This window comes from Mesorhizobium sp. CCNWLY176 (assembly GCF_037153935.1).
GTDB lineage: Bacteria > Pseudomonadota > Alphaproteobacteria > Rhizobiales > Rhizobiaceae > Mesorhizobium_M > Mesorhizobium_M zhangyense.
The window spans coordinates 48,499-73,024 of sequence record NZ_JBBBDZ010000015.1; the positions used below are offsets into that span (position 1 = coordinate 48,499).

The 24,526-nt window shown below is 62.1% G+C and carries 20 protein-coding genes and 1 riboswitch; of the genes, 10 read left to right on the plus strand and 10 right to left on the minus strand.

Going from position 1 to position 24,526, the window contains the following annotated elements; all coding sequences use genetic code 11:
* Positions 1 to 12: 12 nt before the first annotated feature.
* The 3 genes from WBQ96_RS22000 to WBQ96_RS22010 all read right to left on the minus strand — a co-directional run bounded on the left by WBQ96_RS22000 (position 13) and on the right by WBQ96_RS22010 (position 3,998).
* Positions 13 to 1,866, minus strand: coding sequence for a polysaccharide biosynthesis protein (locus WBQ96_RS22000; protein ID WP_246245637.1), 1,854 nt, complete (start codon positions 1,864 to 1,866; stop codon positions 13 to 15).
* 1 nt (position 1,867) lies between these two features.
* Positions 1,868 to 2,791 (minus strand): MraY family glycosyltransferase, encoded by a 924-nt coding sequence (locus tag WBQ96_RS22005; RefSeq protein WP_205826527.1) that lies wholly within the window; start codon positions 2,789 to 2,791, stop codon positions 1,868 to 1,870.
* A gap of 205 nt (positions 2,792 to 2,996) precedes the next feature.
* Entirely contained in the window at positions 2,997 to 3,998 is a 1,002-nt protein-coding gene (locus WBQ96_RS22010; protein ID WP_165114655.1) for an NAD-dependent epimerase/dehydratase family protein, read from the minus strand.
* 162 nt (positions 3,999 to 4,160) lie between these two features.
* On the opposite strand from WBQ96_RS22010, the gene WBQ96_RS22015 reads away from it, so the two are divergent.
* Positions 4,161 to 5,321 (plus strand): glycosyltransferase family 4 protein, encoded by a 1,161-nt coding sequence (locus tag WBQ96_RS22015; protein ID WP_336554364.1) that lies wholly within the window; start codon positions 4,161 to 4,163, stop codon positions 5,319 to 5,321.
* Here the strand turns inward: WBQ96_RS22015 and galE are convergent.
* Positions 5,318 to 6,304, minus strand: a complete 987-nt coding sequence (gene galE / locus WBQ96_RS22020) for a UDP-glucose 4-epimerase GalE (protein ID WP_336554362.1) — start codon at positions 6,302 to 6,304, stop codon at positions 5,318 to 5,320. The genes WBQ96_RS22015 and galE overlap by 4 nt on opposite strands.
* Positions 6,305 to 6,491: 187 nt before the next feature.
* On the opposite strand from galE, the gene WBQ96_RS22025 reads away from it, so the two are divergent.
* On the plus strand, positions 6,492 to 7,352 hold the full coding sequence (locus tag WBQ96_RS22025; RefSeq protein ID WP_336554361.1) for a glycosyltransferase family 2 protein: 861 nt from the start codon (positions 6,492 to 6,494) through the stop codon (positions 7,350 to 7,352).
* Between the two features lie 47 nt (positions 7,353 to 7,399).
* Positions 7,400 to 8,383, plus strand: a complete 984-nt coding sequence (fcl, locus tag WBQ96_RS22030) for a GDP-L-fucose synthase (RefSeq protein WP_337035925.1) — start codon at positions 7,400 to 7,402, stop codon at positions 8,381 to 8,383.
* Between the two features lie 20 nt (positions 8,384 to 8,403).
* Here the strand turns inward: fcl and WBQ96_RS22035 are convergent, their stop codons facing one another.
* Entirely contained in the window at positions 8,404 to 9,762 is a 1,359-nt protein-coding gene (locus WBQ96_RS22035; RefSeq protein WP_336554356.1) for a phosphomannomutase, read from the minus strand.
* Positions 9,763 to 9,981: 219 nt separating this feature from the next.
* On the opposite strand from WBQ96_RS22035, the gene WBQ96_RS22040 reads away from it, so the two are divergent.
* The 5 genes from WBQ96_RS22040 to WBQ96_RS22060 all read left to right on the plus strand — a co-directional run bounded on the left by WBQ96_RS22040 (position 9,982) and on the right by WBQ96_RS22060 (position 17,278).
* On the plus strand, positions 9,982 to 10,872 hold the full coding sequence (locus WBQ96_RS22040; RefSeq protein WP_336554354.1) for a glycosyltransferase: 891 nt from the start codon (positions 9,982 to 9,984) through the stop codon (positions 10,870 to 10,872).
* A 91-nt stretch (positions 10,873 to 10,963) separates the two neighbouring features.
* Positions 10,964 to 12,367: a mannose-1-phosphate guanylyltransferase/mannose-6-phosphate isomerase gene (locus WBQ96_RS22045; protein ID WP_336554352.1), complete on the plus strand. Its 1,404-nt coding sequence runs from the start codon at positions 10,964 to 10,966 to the stop codon at positions 12,365 to 12,367.
* A gap of 241 nt (positions 12,368 to 12,608) precedes the next feature.
* Positions 12,609 to 13,973 carry a DUF2793 domain-containing protein gene (locus WBQ96_RS22050; protein WP_336554350.1) on the plus strand — a complete coding sequence of 455 codons (1,365 nt, stop codon included), beginning with the start codon at positions 12,609 to 12,611 and terminating at the stop codon, positions 13,971 to 13,973.
* 246 nt (positions 13,974 to 14,219) lie between these two features.
* Positions 14,220 to 15,989, plus strand: a complete 1,770-nt coding sequence (locus WBQ96_RS22055) for a type I secretion system permease/ATPase (RefSeq protein ID WP_336554348.1) — start codon at positions 14,220 to 14,222, stop codon at positions 15,987 to 15,989.
* Complete coding sequence (locus tag WBQ96_RS22060; protein ID WP_336554346.1) at positions 15,986 to 17,278, plus strand: HlyD family type I secretion periplasmic adaptor subunit; 1,293 nt, start codon at positions 15,986 to 15,988, stop codon at positions 17,276 to 17,278. Before WBQ96_RS22055 ends, WBQ96_RS22060 begins: the two co-directional genes overlap by 4 nt.
* A gap of 44 nt (positions 17,279 to 17,322) precedes the next feature.
* Here WBQ96_RS22060 and WBQ96_RS22065 read toward each other — a convergent pair whose 3' ends face one another.
* On the minus strand, positions 17,323 to 18,417 hold the full coding sequence (locus WBQ96_RS22065; protein ID WP_336554344.1) for a 2'-deoxycytidine 5'-triphosphate deaminase: 1,095 nt from the start codon (positions 18,415 to 18,417) through the stop codon (positions 17,323 to 17,325).
* Positions 18,418 to 18,493: 76 nt separating this feature from the next.
* A riboswitch (SAM riboswitch) is annotated at positions 18,494 to 18,571 on the plus strand.
* A gap of 44 nt (positions 18,572 to 18,615) precedes the next feature.
* Here WBQ96_RS22065 and WBQ96_RS22070 point away from each other — a divergent pair.
* Positions 18,616 to 19,806 carry an O-succinylhomoserine sulfhydrylase gene (locus WBQ96_RS22070; RefSeq protein ID WP_336554342.1) on the plus strand — a complete coding sequence of 397 codons (1,191 nt, stop codon included), beginning with the start codon at positions 18,616 to 18,618 and terminating at the stop codon, positions 19,804 to 19,806.
* Positions 19,807 to 19,809: 3 nt separating this feature from the next.
* Here the strand turns inward: WBQ96_RS22070 and WBQ96_RS22075 are convergent, their stop codons facing one another.
* A complete protein-coding gene (locus WBQ96_RS22075) occupies positions 19,810 to 20,415 on the minus strand; it encodes a CDP-alcohol phosphatidyltransferase family protein (RefSeq protein WP_336554340.1) in 606 nt (201 codons plus the stop codon).
* A gap of 140 nt (positions 20,416 to 20,555) precedes the next feature.
* Here WBQ96_RS22075 and apaG point away from each other — a divergent pair, with 140 nt between their 5' ends.
* Positions 20,556 to 20,948: a Co2+/Mg2+ efflux protein ApaG gene (gene apaG / locus WBQ96_RS22080; protein WP_336554338.1), complete on the plus strand. Its 393-nt coding sequence runs from the start codon at positions 20,556 to 20,558 to the stop codon at positions 20,946 to 20,948.
* A gap of 152 nt (positions 20,949 to 21,100) precedes the next feature.
* Here the strand turns inward: apaG and WBQ96_RS22085 are convergent, their stop codons facing one another.
* The 3 genes from WBQ96_RS22085 to WBQ96_RS22095 form a co-directional block, all read right to left on the minus strand.
* Positions 21,101 to 22,135: an Hsp33 family molecular chaperone gene (locus WBQ96_RS22085; protein WP_336554337.1), complete on the minus strand. Its 1,035-nt coding sequence runs from the start codon at positions 22,133 to 22,135 to the stop codon at positions 21,101 to 21,103.
* Between the two features lie 162 nt (positions 22,136 to 22,297).
* On the minus strand, positions 22,298 to 23,215 hold the full coding sequence (gene argF, locus WBQ96_RS22090) for an ornithine carbamoyltransferase (protein ID WP_165114609.1): 918 nt from the start codon (positions 23,213 to 23,215) through the stop codon (positions 22,298 to 22,300).
* Positions 23,216 to 23,242: 27 nt separating this feature from the next.
* Positions 23,243 to 24,427: an aspartate aminotransferase family protein gene (locus tag WBQ96_RS22095; RefSeq protein ID WP_336554336.1), complete on the minus strand. Its 1,185-nt coding sequence runs from the start codon at positions 24,425 to 24,427 to the stop codon at positions 23,243 to 23,245.
* Positions 24,428 to 24,526: the final 99 nt, after the last annotated feature.

Genomic DNA, 24,526 nt, shown 5'->3' on the forward strand with positions numbered 1-24,526 from the left:
CGGCACAGCCCCTCACGGCTTGATGAAATCGAACAGGATGGCGCGGGCCGCGGCCTCGTCATTGGCGTCGACAGCCACCTTGAGTTTCTGCAAGGCGGCAGGCACGTCGCGATCTTCCATGCTGGAGCGCTTGGCCCGCATGATTTTCGGATGAAGGGTCGGCAGGGCCGTCGCTTCATCGTAGAAGAGTTCCTCGAACATTTTTTCTCCGGGCCGCGCGCCCGTAATGACGATCTCGATGTCGCCTTCCGGGTGGTGCTGGTCCCGCACCGAAAAGCCGGCGAGCCTGATCATGTTCTCCGCCAGTTCCTGAATGCGCACCGGCGTTCCCATCTCGAGCAGGAACACGTCGCCGCCTTCCGACAGCGCCGCCGCCTGCACGATCAATTCGGCTGCCTCGTAGATGGACATGAAATAGCGCGTCATGCGCGTGTCGGTCACCGTGACCGGGCCGCCTGCCGCGATCTGTTCCTTGAAAACCGGCACCACCGAGCCGTTGGAACCAAGCACATTGCCGAAGCGCACCGCACAAAAGCGGGTGCCCTCGCCTCGCTCGTGAACGCCCAACGACTGTTCCCGCAGGATCAGTTCGGCCCAGCGCTTGGTCGCGCCCATGACATTGGTCGGGCGCACGGCCTTGTCGGTGGAAATCAGCACGAAATTCTTCACGCCATTGTCGACCGCACCCTGCGCCACGGTCATGGTGCCGAAAACATTGTTTCTGATGCCTTCGATCGCATTGGCCTCGACCAGCGGCACGTGCTTGTGCGCCGCTGCGTGGAAGATGACTTCGACATCGTTGTTCCTGATCGCGCGCCCGACGCTCACTCCGTCCGTAACGGAGGCAAGTACCGGCACGATCGGGCAGGAAGCCTTTCGGGTAAGTTCCTGATCGATGCGATAGAGTGCGAACTCGTTTGCTTCGTAGAGAACCAGCTTGGCAGGCGCCCAGCGCACGATCAGGCGGCAAAGTTCCGATCCTATCGATCCGCCCGCACCGGTAACGAGGATGTTTTTTCCCTCGATCATATTGCGAAGCAGGCCGGCATCGGCGGGCACCGATGAACGGCCCAGAAGCTCGTCGATATCGATCTCGCGGATCTGGTTGACCAGATACTTGCCCGCGACGAGATCGGTGATCGGCGGAAGGGTGCGGATGCGAAGTGGGTAGCGGCTGAGCTTCGCGACGATGGCCTGCCGCCGCGCCACGCTGATGGACGGCATGGACAGAACCACCTCCTTGATCCCGTAATTCTCGATCAGTGCCGGGATTTGAGACGGCGAGAAAACCCGGATGCCGGCGACGTCCCGCCCCCTCAGCGCAGCGTTGTCATCAAGAAATCCGCCGATCGTCAGGGTGCCCTGGCTGAGCAGGCTGGTGGCCAATTGAGAGCCTGCATTGCCGGCGCCATATATCAGCACCTGCCCATATTGCGGGGCATTCCCCGTCGGGGTCAAAAGCAGCCGCTTCGCCGCAAAACGGCTTCCGCCGATCGCAAAGGTGCCGAGTATCCAGTAAATCAGCGGCACCGAGCGCGGGACAGCATCGCTGCCGGCCATCTCGGTCAGAAACACGGCAAAGACCCAGGCCAGCGCCGCCAGCGACATCGCCTGCAGAACAGTCCATATCGCTCGCTCGGGCAGATAGCGAATGACTGCCCGGTAGAGCCCGATACGGATGAATATCGGCACGGCCAGAACCGGTGCCGCCAGCATGATCATCATCTGCTCGTTGGTCGGCACGAACAGGCGGTTGAGCCTCAGGGAATAGCTCGCCCAAAGCACGATCAGGAGCACGACGATATCGAAGGCGATCAGGATGCCGCGCTTGGCCCGGCGCGGCAGGCTGCTGATGGTCGTGCGCATTCTACTTACCATCTTCAGAACGCCCCGCTCCGGCAAAAACCGCCGAAATCACCAAAATCAGATAGGCGACCACCACCAGCAGCCAGGCCTCCTGTGGCCGGCTGTTTGCCGCGAAGGCCAGCGGCACCACAAACAGCAGATTCACGCCCGTGTAAATCAGCGTTGCCGAGCGATGCGATGCAAGCCGACGCGCCAGATGCTGATAGGCATGCTGACGATGGCCGGCCCACCAACGCTCCCGATTGAGGATACGCCTCAGAAGCGTGACCGTGGCATCGCAGACGAAAACCGCCGCAAGCACTGCCCATGCCTGATAGGAAAGCCAGCCCGCCGAGATCGACAGCAGGGCCAGCGCGAAAATCATGAAGGCGAGATAGTTGCTGCCGGCATCGCCCATGAAGATGCGGGCCGGTGGAAAGTTCATGCCCAGAAAGCCGGCTGTTGCAGCCGCCACCGCCAGAAACCACCACCACACCGGGCCGGCCGGAATGCCGGTCAAATGTGGCGAGCACAGAATGGCGGCAGCCAGCAGCATGACAATTCCCTGCAGGCCCGCCAATCCATCGATGCCGTCCATGAAATTGAAGAGGTTGATCCACCACAGGCCGACAAAGGCTATGACGGCCAACAGCGGCCAGCCTGAAATCGTCAACCCGAAGATTTCAATCGCCGGAAGCGCGGGCATCGCCCCAATCAGAATGCAGATCAGCAGCATCTGGATCGGAAACCGCAAGGCCGAACGCAGGCTGACAATGTCGTCGAGCAGGCCAAGCATGGCGAATGCCAGCGAAAGCAGCAGAATGATCCAGAGCGGAGAGCCGGATTGCCATGCCACCCAAACGCCGAAGATGGACGCGGTCAGGGCGATACCGACGCCACCTCCGGTCGGCGTGGGACGAACATGCGAGGATCGTTCGTTCGGCACCTGTACAAGGCGAAGTTGGACTGAGTGACGCCTCACGAAAGCCGTAGCAGCCCATGCCGCTACTCCGCAAAGCACGACGAAGAATATCAAATCATCTTGTCCCGGTTACCCTCGATTGCCGTCGTAATGCTGGCAGCGCTGGAAGTCCAGATTGTTTACCGACAAGGCACAGGAGAGATGATCGAACATCTTTGTTCGCAGATTCTTAAAGCCTTTGTTCCCGCCGATAGTATTCGACGGTCTGACGCAGTCCTTCGTCAACGCCGACAGGCGGCGTCCAGTCGAGCAGCCGTCGCGTCTCCTCCACATCCATGCGAAGCGAGCCGCACAGCCGGCGAGCTATTTCCCCCTTGCCGAGGAGACCCGCCAGAGCAGAAAGCAGGTCCGGCGGTACTGAGATCAGACGGCTTGACCGGCCCATGATTGCATAGAGACGACGCAGAAGGTCGGAAGTCGAAAGGTCTTCGCCGTCTCCAGCGAGGATCACCTTTCCGGCTGCATCCCTATGTTGCGCGCACAGCAGGACAAGGTCGACGAGGTTGGGCAGCGCCACCAGCGTGCGGCGGTTGTTCACCGCGCCAAGCGGCAAAGGCACGCCGCGATCGACCCATCGCATCATGCTCAGGAAATTCGCTTTCACGCCCGGGCCATAGACCAGCGGTGGGCGGATGATCACGACTTCCATTCCTCGTTGCGCACCCATCTCGACAAGCCCGGTTTCGGCCTCCAATTTGGAGATCGCATAGGGGTCGGAAGGGTGGGGCCTGTCGGATGCCCGGAAGGCCTGTCCGGGAGCGGTTTCTTCGCCATTGACCTTGATGGTGCTCAGGAAAACGAAGCGTTTGACGCCTGCCGCGGCGGCCTGCCGGGCCAGCGCCAGCGTGCCTTCGACATTGACGCGCCGGTACTCAGTGAGCGGATTGCCGGTGCGATCGTTCAAGATATGAACCCGTGCCGCCGCGTGGATGACGACGTCGAGACCCCGCAGGAAGGACGACCAGTCGGTCTGCCCGGAGAGATCGCCTGCCGTGACAGGACGGACTTGCGGCGGCAGGCCCGAGGGTACCGATCCACGGTACGCTGCCGTGCAGGAATGTCCGGTTTCGGCGATTTGGCTGACCAGCGCCCCGCCGACAAAGCCCGACGCGCCGGTCACGCCGACGTTCGGTCGCGGCGCTGGCGACGTTTCCTCAATCGATCCGGGCATCAAGTTGCGGCCTTGGTTTGCGATATGGATGCCGGTCTAGCGCAGGCTTGGGGCTCATGCTAGTGCAGCGAGCCATGAGCCATTTCGACCTATGCTGCGGAAAGCATTTGGATTCCTTCGGCACGCCATGCATGGGACACCCGCAAGAATGACCGCCAAGGCATGACGAAAGTCGTCGTCATCTGCAACGACCAGGAATACTTCCTGCGCCACCGGCTCGCTGTGGTCGAGAAGCTCGTGCGGACGGGCGCGGAAGTCACCGTCATCACCGGCGGCCAGGAAGAGCCCTTGCGCAAGCCGGAAGGCTGGACCTTCGTCCATATGCCGATCGAACGTTTCTCGTTTCGCCCGCTTGGCGACCTGGCAATCGTCGCGCGCTCTGCACGGCTGATTGCAGCCATACGCCCCGACGCCGTGCATCTGATAACGCTCAAGCCTGCCGTCTTTTCAGGGTTTGCCGCCATTCTGGCTCGCCTCGTCGGACGCGGCCCGCGCCGCATACTCGTCACCATTCCGGGCCTCGGACGGTTGATGTCGCCGGGTGCGACCGCGAGCGGCGCAGCGTCTGTGGCCCGCGCCGCCGTGCGCCGGGCAATACGTTTCCTGTCGGATCGGCAAGGCGTCTATTTCACCTTCGAGACCTCGCACGACCGCGACCTGTGGGTGTCGGACGGGCTGATCCGCAACGACAATTCCACCGTCATCAACGGCGCCGGCGTCAATCCGGACATATTTTATCCGGCCACCGGGAAAGCCGCCCCCGGCATCAAGGTGCTGTTTGCTTCGCGGCTTTTGAAGGCAAAAGGCCTCGACGCCTTCATCGATGCGGCCAAGCAATACGCGAACCGCCCGGATATCGAATTCATCGTCGCCGGCATGATCGAGCCCAACGATCCCGACGGCTATTCCCCGGAAGAACTGCGGAAGGAGCCGGCCATATCCTTCCTCGGCGAAGTGACGGACATGCCCGCATTGCTGCGCGACGTCGATCTCGTCTGCCTGCCGACACGCTATGGCGAAGGCATCCCGCGCATCCTCATCGAAGCCGCCGCCAGTGGCGTTGCCTGTCTGGCGACCGATCTCGAAGGTTGCAAGGAAATCGTCGAGGACGGCGTTTCGGGCACGCTTGTTCCGGCGTCGGAACCGGAAGCGCTTGCCAAGAACATCAGCAACGCCGTCGACGCCTATCTGCAAAATCCCGAACTGCTGCGCACGCAAGGTGCTGCCGGATATCAGCGCTTCCTGTCGGGTGGTTTCAGCGAGGAAGCGGTCGTAGGCCACTTCCTCGACTTGTTGACCGGGCCGGGGCCCGACCGCGTTTAGGTATTGCGCTTTTTCAGCATCTCTTCCCACTGGATCGCGTGGGAGACGATGGTTTCGAGATTGTCGTATTCCGGCTTCCACTGGAATTCCGATTTCGCCAGATCGGCATTGGCGACGATCGCAACCGCATCGCCCGGACGGCGTTCGCGGGTGCGCACTTCAAAGTCATGGCCGACGACGCGCTTGACCGCATCAATGACCTCGTGAACCGAATAACCTTGGCCGTAGCCGCAATTGGCGGTGATGCTTTTGCCGCCGTCGCGCAGGCGCTTGAGCGCCAGGTAATGCGCGTTCGCCAGATCGCTGACATGGATGTAATCGCGCACGCAGGTGCCGTCCGGCGTCGGATAGTCGGTGCCGTAGACTTCCATATAGTCGCGCTTGCCTGTCGCGGCTTCGGAAGCGACCTTGATCAGATGGGTAGCACCTTTGGTCGACTGGCCGGTGCGCATCTTGGGGTCAGCCCCGGATACGTTGAAATAGCGCAGGATCGTGTAGTCCAGATCGTGCGCTGCAGCGGCGTCGCGCAGCATCAGCTCCGTCATCAGCTTGGACGTGCCGTAAGGCGACTCAGGTGCAGCCGCCTCATTCTCGGCAACCGGAATTCGCTCCGGGCTGCCATAGACGGCGGCTGTCGACGAAAAGATGAAGTTCTTGACGCCCGAGCGCACGGCGCTCTCGATCAGGTCGCGCGACTTTGCCGTGTTGTTGAAATAATAGCCGAGCGGATCGGAAACCGATTCCGGCACGATGATCGAGCCGGCGAAATGGATGACGGCATCGACCTTCCTGCGCTTCATCGTCGCTTCGATCAGCGCCTGGTCGGCAATGTCGCCGACAACCAGCTCGGCTTCCGCAGGCACGGCCCAATCGAAGCCGGTGCTCAGGCGATCGACGACGACGACCTCTTCGCCCTGGTCCAGCAGTTTCCAGACCATGTGGCTGCCGATATAACCGGCCCCGCCCGTCACCATCACCGCCATGCAATATCCTTTCCATTGTCATCGACAGATTTGCCGATCTGCGTTTTAGCGATTTTTCCGGTTTTTGCCAGAACAGGCCCGTTCACACTCGCAGACAGCGCCGACACACTTTAGAGGTATGAATTATCCTAAAAGCCAAGTGCATCCGAACCGACCGCATTTCATGACCGGAAAAGCTGAAATATCGATGACATTGATCATCCCGGTGCATGACCGCCAGGACGCGCTCGACCGCGCGCTGCGAAGCGTGGCCGCACAAGACGTTTTGCCGGCCGAAGTCATCGTGGTCGATGACGCCTCCGAAACACCGATGCTCATACGGCCGGAATTCACGCGCCGATTGCGGCTGCGCCTCATTCGGCATGACAAGAACAAGGGTGCGGCGGGTGCGCGCAACACCGGCATGAGCGCCAGCACTACCGAATGGATAACCTTTCTCGACAGCGATGACGCCCTTCTGCCCGGCACGCTCGGCCGCCGCTGGGCGCTCGTGCAGGAAGACCAGCAACGGCAACCCAACGACAAAGTAATCTATGGCTGTGGCTGGATCGATTGCGATGAAGACGGCAAGTCGCTGGGCATAAGGCGGCCAAGACCATCGCATGACCCGCTGGATTTTGCCGCCGGCTGCTGGTTCTCGCCAGGCTCCTGCATCATCATGAACGGCAAGCGGGCCGTTGAAGCAGCCGGGGGACAGGACGAAACTTTGCGGCGGTTCGAGGACTGCGACTGGTTTCTGGCGCTCGCGCTGAAGGGGTTTTCCCTGCAGGTTCTTCCCGTTATCGGCGCGAATATCGAGCGCAAGCGCCAGCAAAATCCGCACGGCATAGAACAGGCAGCAGATACCCTCTGCCGCAAATGGGCCGAAAAAGGACTCGACAGGCCTTTGATGTCGCGCTTGCGAAGCTATATGAGCCTGGAAACTGCGGCGGCGCATTTTTTTGCCGGTTCGCGCGGCAAAGCCCTGCTTTGGCTCGCCCGCACACTGATTGAATGCCCGCGTTTTTCACTTCAACTTTCCCCGGGATGGGATAGGGAGAAAGTTTAAAGCCGGCGAGAGACGGAACAGGGTTTCCGATGCGACGGACACCCGACATGATAGGATTGACCATGACCGATCTTTACTCCCTGAAAAACAAGCGCGTCTTCGTCGCCGGCCATCGCGGCATGGTCGGATCGGCAATCGTGCGCAGGCTGAAGGACGAGGATTGCGAGATTCTCACGGCAAGCCGCTCGGAACTCGATCTTCGGGACCAGTCGGGCGTGCAGCGCTGGATCGCCGAACGCAAGCCCGATGCCGTTGTTCTGGCCGCTGCCAAGGTCGGCGGCATTCTCGCCAACGACACCTATCCCGCCGATTTCCTCTACGAAAACCTGGTCATCGAAACGAATGTCATCGAGGCCTCTTTCCGCAGCGAGGTCGGCAAACTGATCTTTCTCGGCTCCTCCTGCATCTACCCGAAATTCGCGCCGCAGCCGATCCCGGAAGACGCGCTGCTGACCGGCCCGCTCGAGCCCACCAACGAATGGTACGCCATCGCCAAGATCGCCGGACTCAAGCTGTGCCAGGCCTATCGCCGCCAGCATGGCGTCGATTACATCTCAGCGATGCCGACGAATCTTTACGGCCCCGGCGACAATTTCGACCTGGAAAAAAGCCACGTCATCCCGGCTCTGATGCGCAAGGCGCATGAAGCGAAGCTTGCTGGCGAAAAGCAGCTGACGATCTGGGGCTCCGGAACACCGAAGCGCGAATTCCTCCATGTCGACGACGCAGCCGATGCCATGGTCTCCCTGCTCAAATCCTATTCGGGCGACGGTCACGTGAATGTCGGCTCGGGCGAGGACATCGCCATTCTCGAGCTTGCCAAGCTGGTTGCTTCCGTCGTCGGCTTCGAAGGCGAAATCCGCAACGATCCGACCAAGCCGGATGGCACGCCGCGCAAGCTGATGGACGTTTCGCGCCTGTTCGAAACGGGCTGGCGGCCGAAATACGATCTCAAAACCGGCCTGGAAGACGCTTATGCGTGGTTCCGCGAGCATGTCGAGAAGGGCGAAGCGCGGCTCAACGTCGCCTGAGCCGCCGCTCGCCAGCGATATCAGCCCGCCCGGATCAGATCCGAAAGCTCTGACACCTTCTTTGCCAAAAGGGCGGTGTCAGCGCGGGTCTCGACATTGAGCCGCAGCAGCGGCTCGGTGTTGGACGCCCTCAGATTGAAGCGCCAGTCGTCAAATGCCATGCTCAGGCCGTCGATGGATTCGACCAGCGGGTTCTGAGGCAGGAAGCGCTCGGCGATCTTCTCCTGCGACAGTTTCGCGTCGGCCACGGTGAAGTTGATCTCGCCCGAACAGGGGAAGGCGGCGATGCGCTGCTCGACCAGTTCGGCAAGAGTGGCGCCGCTGGTCGACAGTTCGATGACGATCGCCAGCCAGGCCAGCATGCCGGAATCGCAATAGGCGAAATCGCGGAAATAGTGGTGCGCGCTCATCTCGCCGCCATAGACGGCGTTTTCCTGGCGCATCATGTGCTTGAAGAAAGCGTGGCCCGTCGGGCACGTCTTGGCGACGCCACCCGCCGCCGTCACCACATCGATGGTGTTCCATGTCAGGCGCGGATCATAAAGGATCGTCGAGCCGGGTGCCGAGCGCAGCATGGTCTGGGCGATCAGCCCGACCAGATAATAGCCCTCGATGAAGCGGCCGTTGTGATCGTAGAGGAAGCAGCGGTCGAAATCGCCGTCCCAGGCGATGCCGAGATCGGCACCGTGGTCGATGACCGCCTGGCTGGCGCGCGTGCGCTTTTCCGGCAGCAGCGGGTTTGGAATGCCGTTGGGCAGCGTCGGATCGGGCTCGTGGTCGATCTTGATGAACTCGAACGGCAGATGCTTTTCCAGGAGATCGATGATCGGACCGGCGCACCCGTTGCCGGCATGGCAGACGATCTTCATCGGCTTCAGCTTCACGCCTTTGACCTGCTGCAGCAGCCTCTGGATGTAGGGTTCGCGATTGAGCAGAGGCTTCAGCGCTCCACGAGAGCCGTAGTCCGAAACAGCGGGAATGGCCGTGTTCGACAGGACGAGCTTTTCGATGGCATTCAGCGCATTTTCCCGCGTTGCAGCGGTCGCGCCTTCCAGCACCATCTTGAAGCCGTTGTAGTTTTCCGGATTGTGGCTCGCCGTGACCATGATGCCGGCATCCGCGCCCGAATGCTCGGTGTGAAAATAAACCTCTTCCGTACCGCATTGCCCCACCGGCAGAACGTTCACGCCGCTATCGAGCAGGCCCTGGGCGAGTGCGGTGGCAAATGCCGGACTGTCCTGGCGCATGTCGTGGCCGACGACCACGGCGGACGGGCTGCGCAGGCTGGCGACTGCCTGCCCGAAACGATAGGCGAAGGGGGCGTTGATCTCATCGGGAATCTGTCCGCGAACGTCATAAGCCTTGAAAGGTGATTTCACGTCGTCTCCCCGACTATCAGCATATCGGCCAAATGCGGCCGGCCAGCCGTGTTAGAAAGGAAGCAGGCTTGATGCAACCGGTAATCATGGCTACTGGCTTTGTCGGCCGCATGACTTTGCATTACCTGGCCGACCAAAATGTGATCGCTGCCTTGCCCCCGGGCCTGCGGTCACGCCCTTTCACTTTCCGCCTGTTGTAGGCGGAACTCGGAACCCTCGATGGAGGCTTCGATCCTCAGCATTGTCATGCCTTGCCTGAATGGCATGCCGCACATTCGCGATGCGATCGAGTCGGTGACCTCGGCCATTCCCGTAGGAAATGTCGAGATCATCGTGGCCGACGGCGGCTCCACCGACGGAACCCTGGAATTTCTGCGCAATGCACCGGTCACCTTGATAGAGGGCCCGGACCGCTCGCTCTATGAGGGCCTGAACAAGGCGATCGCCAGCGCGCGGGGCGAATATCTCGTCTGGCTCAATTCCGACGATCTTCTTCTTGGCGGCATGGCCGAGCTTTGGCGCAAGACGCAGGAAAGCCTTGCCGACATCGGCACCGGAGAGGCCGAGATCGCGGTTGACGGCACATCGAACTGGAAGAGCGATCACCACAGCCATGAGATGAGCACGGAATCACTGCTGTTTGCCGTGCCGACCATCAACAGCCGGGTCATCCGCGCGGGACTTCTGCGCGAAGCCGGGCCGTTTCGCTGCGATATCGGCCTGGGCGCCGACCGCGACATGATGCTGAAGCTGTTTGGCCTGTCCCAGAAGCGGATATTCCTGAATTCGGCCGTCTATCGATACAATTCGCACAGCGGATCAAGAACGATGGGGGCGACATGGAAGTCCTATCAGGATGTCCACGACGCCAATCTGCAGATGGTGCGGGTGCTGCGCGAGGAGATGACCGGAAACGGTGACCGCGAGCTGATCGACGCGTTTGAACTGGTTTCCACGATTGCCCGCGCCCGCGCCGAATTCTTTAACGGTGCGCCTATGGCTTCACTAGGCGGCGTTCTCAAGGCTTTTCGACCCCCCCCCTCGCCTCGCACGTGGCTCAGAGGCAAATCTCTTTATCTCGACAATCGAGGGCACGGTTCGGGCTGGTGAAGCAGCCTGCCGGGAAACAGATTTGCCATCACCAATGCGTCCAGTGTAGTGAGCCCGCAAGACTTCTGCCGGCAAGGAGAAATAGCAGTTCATGTTTTTGCCAGTAATCATGGCCGGCGGCTCCGGCTCGAGACTTTGGCCACTGTCGCGTCACCTCTATCCCAAGCAGTTCCTTGCTCTTACCGGCGAACGGACGCTGCTGCAGGACACGGTGATCCGGCTTGAAGGCCTGGGCGCCGAGAGCCCGCTGCTCATATGCAACGAAGAACATCGCTTTCTCGCCGCCGACCAGATGCGCGTGATCGACAAGGAGCAGGCAACGATCCTGCTGGAGCCGGTGGGCCGAAACACCGCGCCTGCCATAGCGCTTGCCGCATTGCTTGCAACGCAGCAAGGACAGGACCCGCTTCTGCTGGTGCTCGCCGCCGACCACTTCATCCAGGATGTCGCACGCTTTCAGGAAGCCATCCGGGCGGCCGTGCCGCTGGCCGAACAAGGCAAGCTGGTGACTTTCGGTATCGTGCCCAGCCGTCCCGAAACCGGCTACGGCTACATCAAGCGCGGTGGCGAAATCGGCGCGGGCTTCGCCGTGAGCCGCTTCGAGGAGAAGCCCGACCGAGAAACCGCAGAGAGCTATCTGGCGACGGGCGAGTATTACTGGAACAGCGGCATCTTCATGTTCCGTGCCAGCCGGTATCTGGAGGAACTCAAGCGCCATAATCCGGAAATGGTCGCGGCCTGCGACCGCGCGATATCGAACACGCAGACGGACATGCACTTCGTGCGCGTCGATGCGGAAGCCTTCAAGGCATGCCCGGCCGATTCCGTCGACTATGCAGTCATGGAGAAGACCGAGGATGCGGTGGTGGTGCCGCTTGACGCGCGCTGGAGCGATATCGGCTCCTGGTCGGCCCTGTGGGAAGTGCAGGAGCAGAATGCGGACGGCAACGCGTTCCGCGGTGACGTCATCTCCATCGGCAGCAAGAACAACCTTGTCCACGCCGAGGGGCGCCTAGTTGCCGTGATCGGCGTCGAAGACCTTATCGTCGTCGAGACCAAGGACGCGGTGCTGATCGCCCACAAGGATCAGGTCCAGAAGGTCAAGGACGTGGTCGAGCAGATCAAGTCCGATGGCCGCCATGAACATCTCAACCATCGCCAGGTCTATCGGCCATGGGGCCACTACGATTCGATCGATTTCGGCGAGCGCGACCAGGTCAAGCGCATCACGGTGAAGCCCGGCGCCAAGCTCTCGGTCCAGATGCACCACCACCGCGCCGAACACTGGATCGTCGTGCGGGGAACGGCCAAGGTTCACAAGGGCAATGAGACGATCCTGCTCACCGAAAACCAGTCGACCTATATTCCTCTCGGCGAAATCCACGCTCTGGAAAATCCGGGCAAGATCGACCTCGAACTGATCGAGGTGCAGTCGGGCTCCTATCTGGGGGAAGACGACATCGTCCGCTTCGAGGACAGATACGGCCGATTGTAAGCATCTGGCTTGGCGAATGGGGGAAGAACATTTCGAGCGAAAGCATTGCTGTCGCTCGAAATTGAGGCTTCCCACTTCGTCCACAGCCGCATTTCACTCTGATTTTATTGACTAATTCCTTTTGTCGTCCAACTTCGGCAAAGCGGCAGGTTCCGGTGGCGGAACAAAAAACCGGCGGTCTTTTTCCCCGCCTTTCGCGCACGGCCGATACTTCGGGTCTCAACAATCGGGACCCGCCATCATGGAAAGCCTTAATCTCAATCTTCCGCTGCTTATGCCGTCGCAGGCGCAGAAGCATGTCACCCACAATGAAGCGCTGGTCGCGCTCGACGCCATCGTGCAGCTGGCGGTCGAGGACCGGAACCGCACTTCGCCTCCAGTCTCGCCCGCAGACGGCGCCCGCCACATCGTGGCATCCGGCGCTACGGGCGAGTGGGCCGGCCATGCCGGGGAGATCGCCTGCTTTCTTGACGGCGGCTGGCGGTTCTACGTTCCACGGGACGGCTGGCTCGCCTGGCTGGCCGACGAGGCGAAGCTGATGGTGCGGAAGGGCGGGGCCTGGCAAAGCGTCGTCGAGAACTTCTCCTCGCTCGGTGTCAACGCCACGGCCGACGCGACGAACCGGCTTACGATCGCCAGCGCCGCGTCGCTGTTCAGCCATGAAGGCGGCGACCACCAGCTCACGATCAACAAGGCCAATGCCACCGCACGTGCCACGCTGATGCTTCAGTCGGCCTTTTCCGGCCGCGCCGAAATCGGCCTGATCGGCGACAACGACCTCTTGTTCAAGGTGAGTGCCGACGGAAGCAACTTCGTGGAAGCCGTCCGGGTCAACAATGCGACAGGCGACACTTGCCTGCGCAGCTTGAACTCGGGCCCGCTGGGCGGATTGCGCAATGCCATAATCAACGGCCGCGGCACGATCAACCAGCGCGGTTTTACCGGCGGCGCGCTCACCGGCTATGGCTACGACCGCTGGAAGGCGGAAGGCACGGGCTGCTCGGTCACTGTTACGGCCGGGCGATTTTCACTTACCGGGGCCATCAGCCAGACCATCGAGAAATCCGGCCTGCCCGGCTCGGTCGTCACGGTTTCGGTCGATGCACCCAGCCGGAACATGACCGTGACGCTTGGCACGCAGACAGGCACCATTCCATCCGGAGCCGGCCGACGCCATATCACCCTCACGCTCGGCAGCGGAGAGGCCGACGACCTGAAGCTCACCCTTTCAACGAGTTTGGAAACCACATTCGCCGACGTGCAGGTCGAGCGCGGACCATGGCCTACGCCCTTCGAAACCCGCCCTGCGGCGCTGGAGGAGTTGCTGTGCAGGCGCTATTTCGAGGTCGCTCACCCGGTCTTCAGCGGGGCTGTGGTCAGCGGCAACAGCTTCCGGGCAATCGCGCCCTACACCGTTGCAAAGCGGGTGGTGCCGACGACGACGGTCCAGGAGGTCGAATTCTCTTCGAACGTACCCACGACGGTGTCCTCCTACTCCATCAGCGGCCTCAGCCGGGTCACCGGCGCGCATGTCTATTTCGTGTCAACGGCCACGAGTTCGGCAGCGGGCGTGCAATTGAAAGTGTTTGCCAGCGCCGAGTTCTGACCCAATCATCGGCTCACAAATTGCCCGCCCGCGCCTGAATTAACGCGGGTGGGACGACGGCCGCGGCCGGGCTACCACTATTTGGTAATGATGTCTTCAGGTGACAGTTGAAGTAATCTTTCTCTCAGGTACTTTCGATATGCGGCATCTTCTTTTGATTTCATACGGATCGTGTATTACTGCGACCAGCGGTAGAGTTCGGCGAGCGGATCGCCTTTTATGACAAGCATCGGGCATCGGGGAACTATGCGAAAAGTCGACGGCATGGAGGAAGCCAAGGGGACCTTTTGGAAGGCCACCTTGTCGCTCGCATTGTTCAGCTGCGTCATCAACCTGCTGATGCTGAGCGGCCCGCTCTTCATGCTGCAGATCTACGATCGCGTGCTTTCAAGCGGAAGCGTGCCTACGCTGGTCGCTCTCACCATCCTGATCTGTGCGCTGTTCGCCTTCATGGCGCTGATAGACGCAGTGCGGGCGCGCGTTTTCTCGCGTATAGGCGAGCGAATGGAAGAGGTGCTCCAGGCGCCCACCTTCCTCGCGGTCGTGCGCCGGACATGGCGCTCGCCAGACAAGGCCGGCGCTCAGCCGCTGCGCGACCTCGACACCGTGCGCAGCTACCTTTCCAGCGCGGGGCCGGCGGCCTTCTTCGATGTGCCGTGGGTTCCGGTGTACATCGCGGCCATCTATATTTTCCATCCGGTGATGGGCACTTTCGCGCTCGCCGCCGCCATCGTTCTCGTCATACTGGCGGTACTGACCGAACTCCTGACCAGCAAGCGGCAGATGTCTGCGGCAACGGCTTCCGAGGACGCTCATCGCTTTGCCGAGGAAGTACGCCGGCAATCCGAGATCGTCACGGTGCTGGGCATGAGCGGAGCACTGAATGACAGCTGGCTCGTGCAGAAGGCCAAGGCGATGGGGCTGCACAGCGCGACAAGCAACCGCGCCACGATGCTGTCGTCGCTGTCGAAATCGCTGCGCCTGCTGTTTCAGTCGGGAATCCTGGCGGTCGGCGCGTGGCTGGCAATCAAGCAACTGATCACGCCCGGCGCGATGGTTGCAGGCTCGATCATCATGTCGCGCGCGCTGGCGCCGATCGACCAGCTGATCGGCCAGTGGCGCATGATGATCGGCGCGCGGCGGTCCTGGGCGCGCCTCAAGGCACTGCTGACCGCAGACAAGCAGGCCGGCAATTCGCCGATGGCCCTGCCCAAGCCGGTGGGACGGCTCAGCGTTTCGGGACTTGCCTGCCTTGCTCCCGGAAAGCAGAAGCCGCTTGTTTCGCGCGTGCAGTTCTCGCTCGAGCCCGGTGCCGGCCTGGGCATTATCGGCCCATCCGGTTCGGGCAAGACGACGCTGACCAAGGCCCTGCTCGGCATCTGGCCGCATACCCAGGGCGACGTTCGGCTCGACGGCGCCAAGTTCGATCAGTGGGACCGCGACACGCTTGGCAGGCATATCGGATATCTTCCGCAGGACGCTGCCTTGCTGCCGGGAACGCTGGCGCAGAATATTTCACGTTTCGACCCCGATGCGACCCCGGACAAGATCATCGCTGCAGCCCAGCTCGCCGGCGTTCACGAACTGTCGCTCAGCTTCGAAAATGGCTACGATACCCAGCTCGGCATCGACGGCGTGCAACTGTCGGCCGGGCAGAGGCAGCGCGTGGCCCTGGCAAGGGCCGTCTATGGTGACCCCGCACTGATCATTCTCGACGAGCCGAATTCCAATCTGGATTCCATCGGCGATGCCGCACTCCACAACGCCATATTGTCGCTGCGCAAGAACGGCACCACCGTCATCGTCGTCGCTCACAGGCCGAGTGCCGTGAATGCGGTAGACCAGCTGCTTTTCATGGCTGACGGCGCGCAGGTCGAGTTCGGGCCCAAGGAAGAGGTTCTGAAGAAGGTGACCCGTGTGGCTACACCCCAACCTCAGCCTCAGCCTCAGCCGCAACCCCAACCTGCCGCGCAGAACATCTCCAAATTCAGCGTAGGTCCGGTGCGCGTATCATGAGCGTGACGCAAAAATCGCTGCGCATGACGCAGTTCTTCGGCATTCTCGTCGTCCTTCTCCTCGTCGGAGGCGTTGGCGGCTGGGCGGCGACCACCGATATCGCCGGCGCCGTCATTGCGCGCGGCAAGATGTCGGTTCTGAACAACGCCAAGAAAGTGCAGCATCTTGAAGGCGGCATCGTTGCAAAGCTTGCGGTTCGCAACGGCGACCACGTCAAAGCCGGCGATCTTCTCATCCGCCTGGACGACACCGAAACAAAGGCCAACCTCGCCATCATCGAGTCGCAAAGGGACGAGTTCCTGATCGAGCGTGCGCGCCTCGAAGCAGAGCGCGACATGCGACCGGCACTGGACCTGCCCGAGACCTTAGCAGGGGACCAGAACAGCGGTCGGCTGCAGACCATTCTTGAGGGGCAGCAGAAGCTTCTGACATCGAAGCTGGATGCGCTCGAGGGCAAGAAAAACCAGCTTGCCGAGCAGGTCGAGCAGATCGGCGGACAGATTTCCGGCCTCGAGTCCCAGTTCGCCGCCAAGCAGCGGCAGGTGGAAATTCTCGGCCGCGAACTGGAATCGCTGCAAACCCTGCGCGCCAAGGGTCTTGTCGAGCAAAGCCGTATCCTGGCGCTCGAGCGGCAGGGCGCGATGCTGGACGGCGACATGGGCCAGATACAGGCCGAAATCGGCCGCCTGCGCGGGACGATCAGCGAAACCAAGCTTCGCATCATCCAGGAAGACGAGGAGTGGCGCAGCGAGGCGCTGACCACGCTCGGCGAGGTGCGCGCCAAGCTGGCGACGCTGGAAGAGCAGCGCACGGCGGCGGTCGCCAAGCTCAGGCGGATCGACATTACGGCCCCGCTTTCAGGCTATGTACACGAGTCGAACGTCTACACCGTCGGCGGTGTGATCGGCTCAGGCGAGCCTTTGATGCTTATCATCCCGGAAAGCGACGCGCTTATCGTCCGGGCGCGGGTCGGGCAGCGCGACGTCGACAACATCCATATCGGCCAGGAGGTGCGGCTGCGCTTCACCTCGCTCAGCCAGCGCGTCACGCCGGAACTGATGGGCGACGTCACCACCATCGCACCCGACGTGACCACCGATCAGGCCACCGGCGAGGTCTATTACCCGATCGAGATCACGCTGATCGACGGCGAGGTCAAGAAACTCGAAGGCATTCAGCTGAAGCCCGGCATGCCGGTAGAGGCCTTCATCCAGACCGGAATGCGCACGGCCCTGTCCTACCTGACCAAGCCGTTCACCGAACAGCTGCAGCACGCGTTTCGCGAGTAATTCCTGACGGCGTGGCCGCGCGTTACGCGGCTACGGCTCTGCTGTCAGCCCTCGGTCCGAAAATGCTTCGAAAGCTTCAGGCCCTGCGCCTGATAATTGGAGCCGAGATCGGTGCCGTAAAGCGCCTGCGGCCGCGACAGCATGTGCTCGTAGACGAGGCGGCCGACGATCTGGCCATGTTCGAGAATGAACGGCACCTCATGGCTGCGCACTTCCAGCACGGCGCGGCTGCCGGTGCCACCGGCCTTCGAATGGCCGAAGCCGGGATCGAAGAAGCCGGCATAATGCACGCGGAATTCGCCGACCAGCGGATCGAAGGGCGTCATCTCGGCGGCATGGCCGGGCGGCACATGCACTGCCTCGCGGCTGACCAGGATGTAGAATTCGTCCGGATCAAGCACCAGTTCGCCCGGGCCGCGTTTGTATAGCGGTTCCCAGAAATCATGCACGTCCTGTGCAGCGCGCTTGTCGACATCGACAAGGCCGGTGTGATGCTTGCCGCGATAGCCGACCAGCCCATTCTTGTCGCCGTTGAGATCGATGGAAAGCGCGATACCGCCGCCCGAAATGTTCGGTGTGTCGGAAGCGACCAGCGTCTCGGTGCGGTGCAGCTCGTGCAGCTCGGCTTCGGAGAGCAGCGCCTTGCCAGTGCGGAAGCGTATCTGAGACAGGCGCGAGCCGGTGCGGGCGATGATCGGGAAGGTGCGCGGGCTGACTTCCAGATAGAGCGGCCCGGAATAACCGGCCGGTATCTTGTCGAATTCCTGGCCGTTGTCGGTCATGACGCGGGTGAAGATGTCGAGCCGGCCAGTCGAGCTTTTCGGGTTGGCCGAGGCCGAAATCTTTGCCGGCAAGGCGAGGCGCTCCAGCAGCGGCACGATGTAGACGCAGCCGGTCTCTAGAACAGCGCCCGCGGTCAGGTCGATCTCGTGCAGGCGCAGCCGGTCGAGCTTTTCACTTACCTTGTGGCCGGGACCGGGCAGGAAGCTGGCGCGCACACGCCATGCCTTTTCGCCGAGCCTGAGATCGAGGCTTGCCGGCTGGATCTGGTCGTTGTCGAGCGGACGCGCCGTAACCAGCGCTCCCGACTGGAAAAGCGCTGCGATGTCCCGATCCGGAAGAATACCCGACTGCCGCAAACTTCTACTCCTGCGATGAAGGGGCGAGGTTTAACGATGTCCGGCATTGACGCAAGAAGGCACGGGGTCTAAAGGACCGTTATCCCGTGGTGATTTGGCCGGTCGGCTTGCAGCCACGTTAAACAAGTCGCTAAAGGGCCGTCTGTGGACCGGCATGCGACTTTTCGCGGCCGGTTTTTTTGTGTTTGGATCAAGGCTATGACGAACAAGAAGCAGAATTGGAAGCCCGCAACGCAACTCGTCCATTCCGGCGTTCTGCGCTCCGGTTTCGGCGAAACGGCCGAGGCAATCTACCTGACGCAGGGCTATGTCTATGACACGGCGGAAGCCGCCGAGGCCCGTTTCAAGGGCGAAGAGCCCGGCTTCATCTATTCGCGATACGCCAATCCGACCGTCGACATGTTCGAAAAGCGCATGTGCGCGCTGGAAGGCGCCGAAGACGCCCGCGCACTGGCATCGGGCATGGCCGCGGTCACCGCCGCGATCCTGTGCAGCCTCAAGGCCGGCGACCATATCGTTGCCGCACGCGCTCTGTTCGGCTCCTGTCGCTGGGTGGTCGAGACGCTGGCGCCGCGATACGGCATCGAGGCAACGCTGGTCGACGGCACCCAGATCGAGAACTGGGAAAAGGCGGTGCAGCCCAACACCAAGCTGTTCTTCCTCGAAAGCCCGACCAACCCGACACTGGAAGTGGTCGACATCGCAGCGGTCGCAGCGCTCGCTAACTCGATCGGCGCCAAGCTGGTGGTCGACAATGTCTTTGCCACACCCCTGCTGCAGAAGCCGCTGGAACTCGGCGCGCATATCGTCGTCTACTCGGCCACCAAGCACATCGACGGCCAGGGCCGCTGTCTCGGCGGCGTCATCCTCTCCGACAAGGAGTGGATCGACGAGAATTTGCACGACTATTTCCGCCACACCGGCCCGAGCCTGTCGCCATTCAACGCCTGGACACTGCTGAAGGGCCTGGAAACGCTGCCGCTGCGCGTGCGCCAGCAGAGCGAGAATGCGGCAAAGGTCGCCGATTTCCTCGCCGGCCGGCCGGAAGTTTCCCGCGTCATCTATCCGGGCCGCGCCGACCACCCGCAGGCCGACATCGTCAAGAAGCAGATGAAGGGCGGCTCGACGCTGATCTGCTTCGACCTCAAGGGTGGCAAGAAATCGTCCTTCGCCTTCGAAAACGCACTGGACGTGGTGCTGATCTCCAACAATCTCGGCGATTCCAAGAGCCTGATCACCCATCCGGCCACCACCACGCACAAGAACCTGACCGACGAGGCCCGCACTGAGCTCGGCATCGCCGACGGCACGCTGCGCATTTCGCTGGGGCTGGAAGATGCGGATGATCTGCTGGAGGATATCGAGAAGGCGCTGAAGGCGGCGGGGTAAGGGCTAGCGAAACACCCGTCCCGCCAGCACGACGCGCGAGAGCGCGGTATAAAACGTCACCGCTGCAAACACATAGGCGATGACCGCAAACCACGCCGGGAACAGGCAGAAGGCGACGAAGACGGCCAGCGTCTCCGTCGCTTCCGCCAATCCGGTGGTGAAGAACAGCGACTTTTCTCCCCTCGCCTGCCCCTCCAATTTCCGTTTCTCGGCCATGATCGCATAGGCAAGGAAGCTGGAGCCGTTGACGTAGAAGGACTGCAGCAGCACTGCGCCTGCAACCGCGTTCGCCGCCGGATCGACCAGCACGAAGCCGAGCGGGATCGCACCGTAGAAGGCGAAATCCAGCACGATATCGAGATAGCCACCAAGGTCGGTCTTTCCGCGCACCCTCGCCACGGCTCCATCGAGACCGTCGCCAAGGCGGCTGGCAAGCAGAAGGACAAGGCCTGCCAAGAAATGGCCGTGGGCAATGGCCGCCGCCGCGGCAACGCCGACCGCGAAAGCAGAAATCGTCACCGCATTGGCCGACACGCCCGCCTGCGCCAGCCTGCCGCCAATGGCGTCAAGCGCGGGATCGATGCGCTTGCGCGCCCAGCCATCCAGCATATTGGAATCTCCGCCTCCGATTCACCCAATAGACGCGAAATCCCGCCTTGCGGAAATCACAATCACGCGGTTTATCGCTCAGGGTTGTTGACCTGCCGGCCATGTCGGCGGAGTCTTGTTCGAGTTGGAGTGCCAGACATATGTACAGCGCCATCACGCGCGACATCGAGGTGAGTGTCGAGCCTTTCTATCTTGAGGAACGCTCGGACCCTGCGCAGAGCCGCTTTGTCTGGGGCTACCGCGTAACCATCGCCAACCAGTCGGAGGAGTTCGTGCAGCTTCTGTCGCGCTACTGGCACATCACCGACGGGCTCGGGCGCGTGGAGGAAGTGCGCGGCGCCGGCGTCGTCGGCGAGCAGCCGGAATTGAACCCCGGCGACAGCTATCAATACATGTCCGGCTGCCCGCTCACGACGCCGTCCGGCATCATGGTAGGCCGCTACACCATGCGCAACGCGCGCGACGAAATGTTCGACGTGGATATCCCGGCGTTCTCGCTGGATCTGCCGGGGACGAAGCGGACGGTGAACTGAGGCATTTTCGGGCAGGTTTACGCTGCCCCTCATCCCCCTGCCGGGACCTTCTCCCCGTATAGGGACGGGGAGAAGGAGGAAGCTCCAACGCTGACGCCCCCCTCTCCCCGTCCCTATACGGGGAGAGGGTAAGGGTGAGGGCAGCGCCGACCTCAAGCCTCAGCCGAAAACTCCGCTGGCTCGAACTCATACGCCTTCGAGCAGAATTCGCAGTTCACGCGGATGACGCCGTCTTCGACGCTGTCGGTGATCTCCTCGGCGGAAAAGCCGTCGAGGATGCCGCGGATCTTTTCGCGTGAGCAGGAGCATTCGTCGCGTATTTCGATAGGCTCGAAGACGCGCACGCCGTGCTCGTTGAACAGGCGATAGAGCAGCCGCTCGGCCCCGATGGTCGGGTCGAGCAGTTCGGTGTGGTCGACGGTTGCGACCAGCGCCAGCAGCTCCTGCCACGCATTGTCGGTGACGTCCTGCGCATCTGCACCCGGGTCGCCATCGCCGCCGTGAAGATCGGGCATGCGCAGGCGCTCCGGCGCCTTGGGCAGGAATTGCGCCAAAAGCCCGCCGGCGCGCCAATGCTCGCGGCGGCCGCCTTCGGCCGGCAGCACCAGCTTGCCGACAGACAGTTTCACGTCGGTCGGGATCTGCTCCGACTGCCGGAAATAGATCTTCGCAGCCTCTTCCAGCGTCGTGCCGTCGAGCTGGACGATGCCCTGGTAGCGCTGCGTATGCGCGCCCTGGTCGATGGTCAGCGCCAGAACGCCGCTGCCCAGCAGCGTCTCGGGCTTGTCCTCGCCGGCATCGAGCAGCGCCTGGAGCCTCTCGGCATCGAAACGCGCATAGGCGCGCAGCGAATGCGGCGTGGTGAAGTCGGCGACAAGCATGTCCACAGGCCCGTCGGTGCGGGTCTGCAGGATGAACTTGCCTTCGAATTTCAGCGAAGTGCCAAGCAGGACGGTGACCACCACCGCCTCGGCCAGTAGCCGCGCGACAGGCTCGGGATAGTCGTGGCGCGCCAGTATCCGGTCGAGCAGCGGCCCGAGCTGGACCATGCGGCCGCGTACGTCGAGCGGGCCGACCTCGAAAGGTACGACATTGTCATCACCGGCAAAGCCGAATTCGCCAAGTTTGCGTTCCGTGTCAGCCACCAGACCAAATCCCTTTACAGTCTCCGGACAGGCAAGACTCATCGCCCGGAAACCGCTCGTTCAAACGACAGTTTAATGTGATCCGCCCCAGATAGGCATGCAAGCCTTCCGGATCAAGCTTTCACAGCTTCGCGGCCCAGAGACTGTTTGATAACCCGTCCTGCCGCGTCAGATGACCGGCAGGGTGGAGGTAGCAGGCGTTCTCTATGCGCCGAGGCACCAGGCGAGCACAGCCTTCTGCGCGTGCAGGCGGTTCTCAGCCTCGTCGAAGACAACCGAGTTCGGCCCGTCGATAACCTCGTCCGTCACTTCCTCGCCACGATGGGCCGGCAGGCAGTGCATGAACAGGGCGTCAGGCTTGGCGCGCTTCATCAGGGCTTCGTTGACCTGATAGGGCTGAAAGATGTTGTGGCCGCGGGCGCGATGCTCCTGGCCCATCGACACCCAGCAATCGGTGACGATCGCGTCGACGCCTTCCACCGCCTGCTCGGGGCTGCGGGTGAAGTTGACCGTGCCGCCATTGCCTGTGGCCCAGTCGATATATTTCTGCTCCGGCTCGCTGCCTTCCGGCACCGCGACATTGAGGTTGAAGCGGAAACGCGCCGAGGCTTCCAGCAGCGAATGCAGCACATTGTTGCCGTCGCCGACCCAGGCCACCGTCTTGCCGGCGACCGGGCCGCGATGTTCCTCGATGGTCATCACATCGGCCATCAGCTGGCACGGGTGGGTGTCGTCGGTCAGACCGTTGATGACCGGGATCGTTGCATTCTCGGTGAGTTCGAGAAGGCGCTCATGCGAGGTCGTGCGGATCATGATCGCGTCGACATAGCGCGACAGCACCTTGGCGGTGTCGGCGATGGTCTCCGAGCGGCCGAGCTGCATTTCGGTGCCGGTGAGCATGATCGTCTCGCCGCCGAGCTGGCGCATGCCGACATCGAAGGAGACGCGTGTGCGGGTCGACGGCTTGTCGAAGATCATCGCCAGAACCTTGCCTTCCAGCGGTCGCGAGCGCTCGCCGGCCTTCAGGCGTCCCTTGCGCGCGACGGCATCGTCGAGAATGCCGCGCAGCGTCGTGTCGGAAACGGCGGAAAGATCGGTGAAGTGGCGGATACCACTGGTCATAGCAAACCCCGGAGGTGTTGTTTCAGCTCATGCGGCGGCTTCGGACAAGCCCTTGGCGGCAGCGCGGATGCGCGACAGCGCTTCGCGGATCTCATCGTCCGTGACGGTCAACGGCGGCAGCAGGCGCACGACATTGTCGCCGGCCGGCACCGCCAGCATTTCTTCCTGTCGCAGCGCGCCGTTGACGGTGGTGTTGGGCACATTGCATTTCAGGCCGAGCATAAGCCCGGTGCCGCGCACGCTTTCGATGATTTCGGGAAACTCGTCGGAGATCGCGGCCAGCCCCTGCTTCATCAGCAGCGCCTTGCGCTTGACCTCGTCGAGGAAGCCTTCTTCCAGCACGACGTCGAGCACGGCATTGCCGACCGCCATGGCAAGCGGATTGCCGCCAAAGGTGGTGCCGTGGACGCCGGCGGTCATGCCGACAGCCGCCTCGTCCGTCGCAAGGCAGGCGCCGACCGGGAAGCCGCCGCCAATGCCTTTGGCGATCGCCATCAGGTCCGGCGTCACGCCGGTCCATTCATAGGCGAAGAGTTTTCCCGTGCGGCCGATGCCGCATTGCACTTCGTCGAAAATCAGCAGCAGGCCGTGCTGGTCGCAAAGCTCGCGCAGGCGCTTCAGGAACGCTGCCGGCACCTCGCGGATGCCGCCCTCGCCCTGGATAGGCTCGATCAGGATCGCTGCCGTCTCCGGCGTGATCGCCTTTTCGACTGCCGCGATATCGCCGAAGGGCACCTGGTCGAAACCGTCGACCTTGGGGCCAAAGCCTTCAAGATATTTTTCCTGCCCGCCGGCAGCGATGGTCGCCAGCGTGCGGCCGTGGAAAGCGCCCTCAAAGGTGATGGTGCGGAACTTTTCCGGGTGGCCGCTGACATATTGATAGCGCCGCGCCGTCTTGATGGCACATTCCAGCGCCTCCGCGCCCGAATTGGTGAAGAACACCTTGTCGGCGAAGGTGGCGGCGACCAACCTCTCGCCAAGGCGGCGCTGGCCCGGAATCTCATAGAGGTTAGACGTGTGCCAGAGCTTGCCGGCCTGCTCGGTGAGAGCCGCGACGAGCTGGGGATGGCCATGGCCGAGCGAATTCACAGCGATGCCGCCGGCGAAATCGAGAAAGCGTCGGCCGTCTTCCGCAACCAGCCAGGAGCCCTCGCCCCTGTCGAAAGCCAGGGGTGCACGTGCGAAAGTCTCGTAAAGCGCCGAACCGCTCATTATATGCGTCTCCGGGACCGGAAAATCAAAAAAGCCGCCTCAAGCGGCGGCCTTAACGGGCATATTGCGTTTCCGGTCACAAAGTCAACGAAAACGTCG

Excerpts from the sequence above, each read along its gene's own strand:
- WBQ96_RS22000 (WP_246245637.1), bottom strand. The coding sequence starts at position 1,866 with ATGCGCACGACCATCAGCAGCCTGCCGCGCCGGGCCAAGCGCGGCATC.
- WBQ96_RS22010 (WP_165114655.1), bottom strand. The coding sequence starts at position 3,998 with ATGCCCGGATCGATTGAGGAAACGTCGCCAGCGCCGCGACCGAACGTC.
- WBQ96_RS22015 (WP_336554364.1), top strand. The coding sequence starts at position 4,161 with ATGACGAAAGTCGTCGTCATCTGCAACGACCAGGAATACTTCCTGCGC.
- galE (WP_336554362.1), bottom strand. The coding sequence starts at position 6,304 with ATGGCGGTGATGGTGACGGGCGGGGCCGGTTATATCGGCAGCCACATG.
- WBQ96_RS22025 (WP_336554361.1), top strand. The coding sequence starts at position 6,492 with ATGACATTGATCATCCCGGTGCATGACCGCCAGGACGCGCTCGACCGC.
- fcl (WP_337035925.1), top strand. The coding sequence starts at position 7,400 with ATGATAGGATTGACCATGACCGATCTTTACTCCCTGAAAAACAAGCGC.
- WBQ96_RS22040 (WP_336554354.1), top strand. The coding sequence starts at position 9,982 with ATGGAGGCTTCGATCCTCAGCATTGTCATGCCTTGCCTGAATGGCATG.
- WBQ96_RS22045 (WP_336554352.1), top strand. The coding sequence starts at position 10,964 with ATGTTTTTGCCAGTAATCATGGCCGGCGGCTCCGGCTCGAGACTTTGG.
- WBQ96_RS22050 (WP_336554350.1), top strand. The coding sequence starts at position 12,609 with ATGGAAAGCCTTAATCTCAATCTTCCGCTGCTTATGCCGTCGCAGGCG.
- WBQ96_RS22055 (WP_336554348.1), top strand. The coding sequence starts at position 14,220 with ATGCGAAAAGTCGACGGCATGGAGGAAGCCAAGGGGACCTTTTGGAAG.
- WBQ96_RS22060 (WP_336554346.1), top strand. The coding sequence starts at position 15,986 with ATGAGCGTGACGCAAAAATCGCTGCGCATGACGCAGTTCTTCGGCATT.
- WBQ96_RS22070 (WP_336554342.1), top strand. The coding sequence starts at position 18,616 with ATGACGAACAAGAAGCAGAATTGGAAGCCCGCAACGCAACTCGTCCAT.
- WBQ96_RS22075 (WP_336554340.1), bottom strand. The coding sequence starts at position 20,415 with ATGCTGGATGGCTGGGCGCGCAAGCGCATCGATCCCGCGCTTGACGCC.
- apaG (WP_336554338.1), top strand. The coding sequence starts at position 20,556 with ATGTACAGCGCCATCACGCGCGACATCGAGGTGAGTGTCGAGCCTTTC.
- WBQ96_RS22085 (WP_336554337.1), bottom strand. The coding sequence starts at position 22,135 with ATGAGTCTTGCCTGTCCGGAGACTGTAAAGGGATTTGGTCTGGTGGCT.
- argF (WP_165114609.1), bottom strand. The coding sequence starts at position 23,215 with ATGACCAGTGGTATCCGCCACTTCACCGATCTTTCCGCCGTTTCCGAC.
- WBQ96_RS22095 (WP_336554336.1), bottom strand. The coding sequence starts at position 24,427 with ATGAGCGGTTCGGCGCTTTACGAGACTTTCGCACGTGCACCCCTGGCT.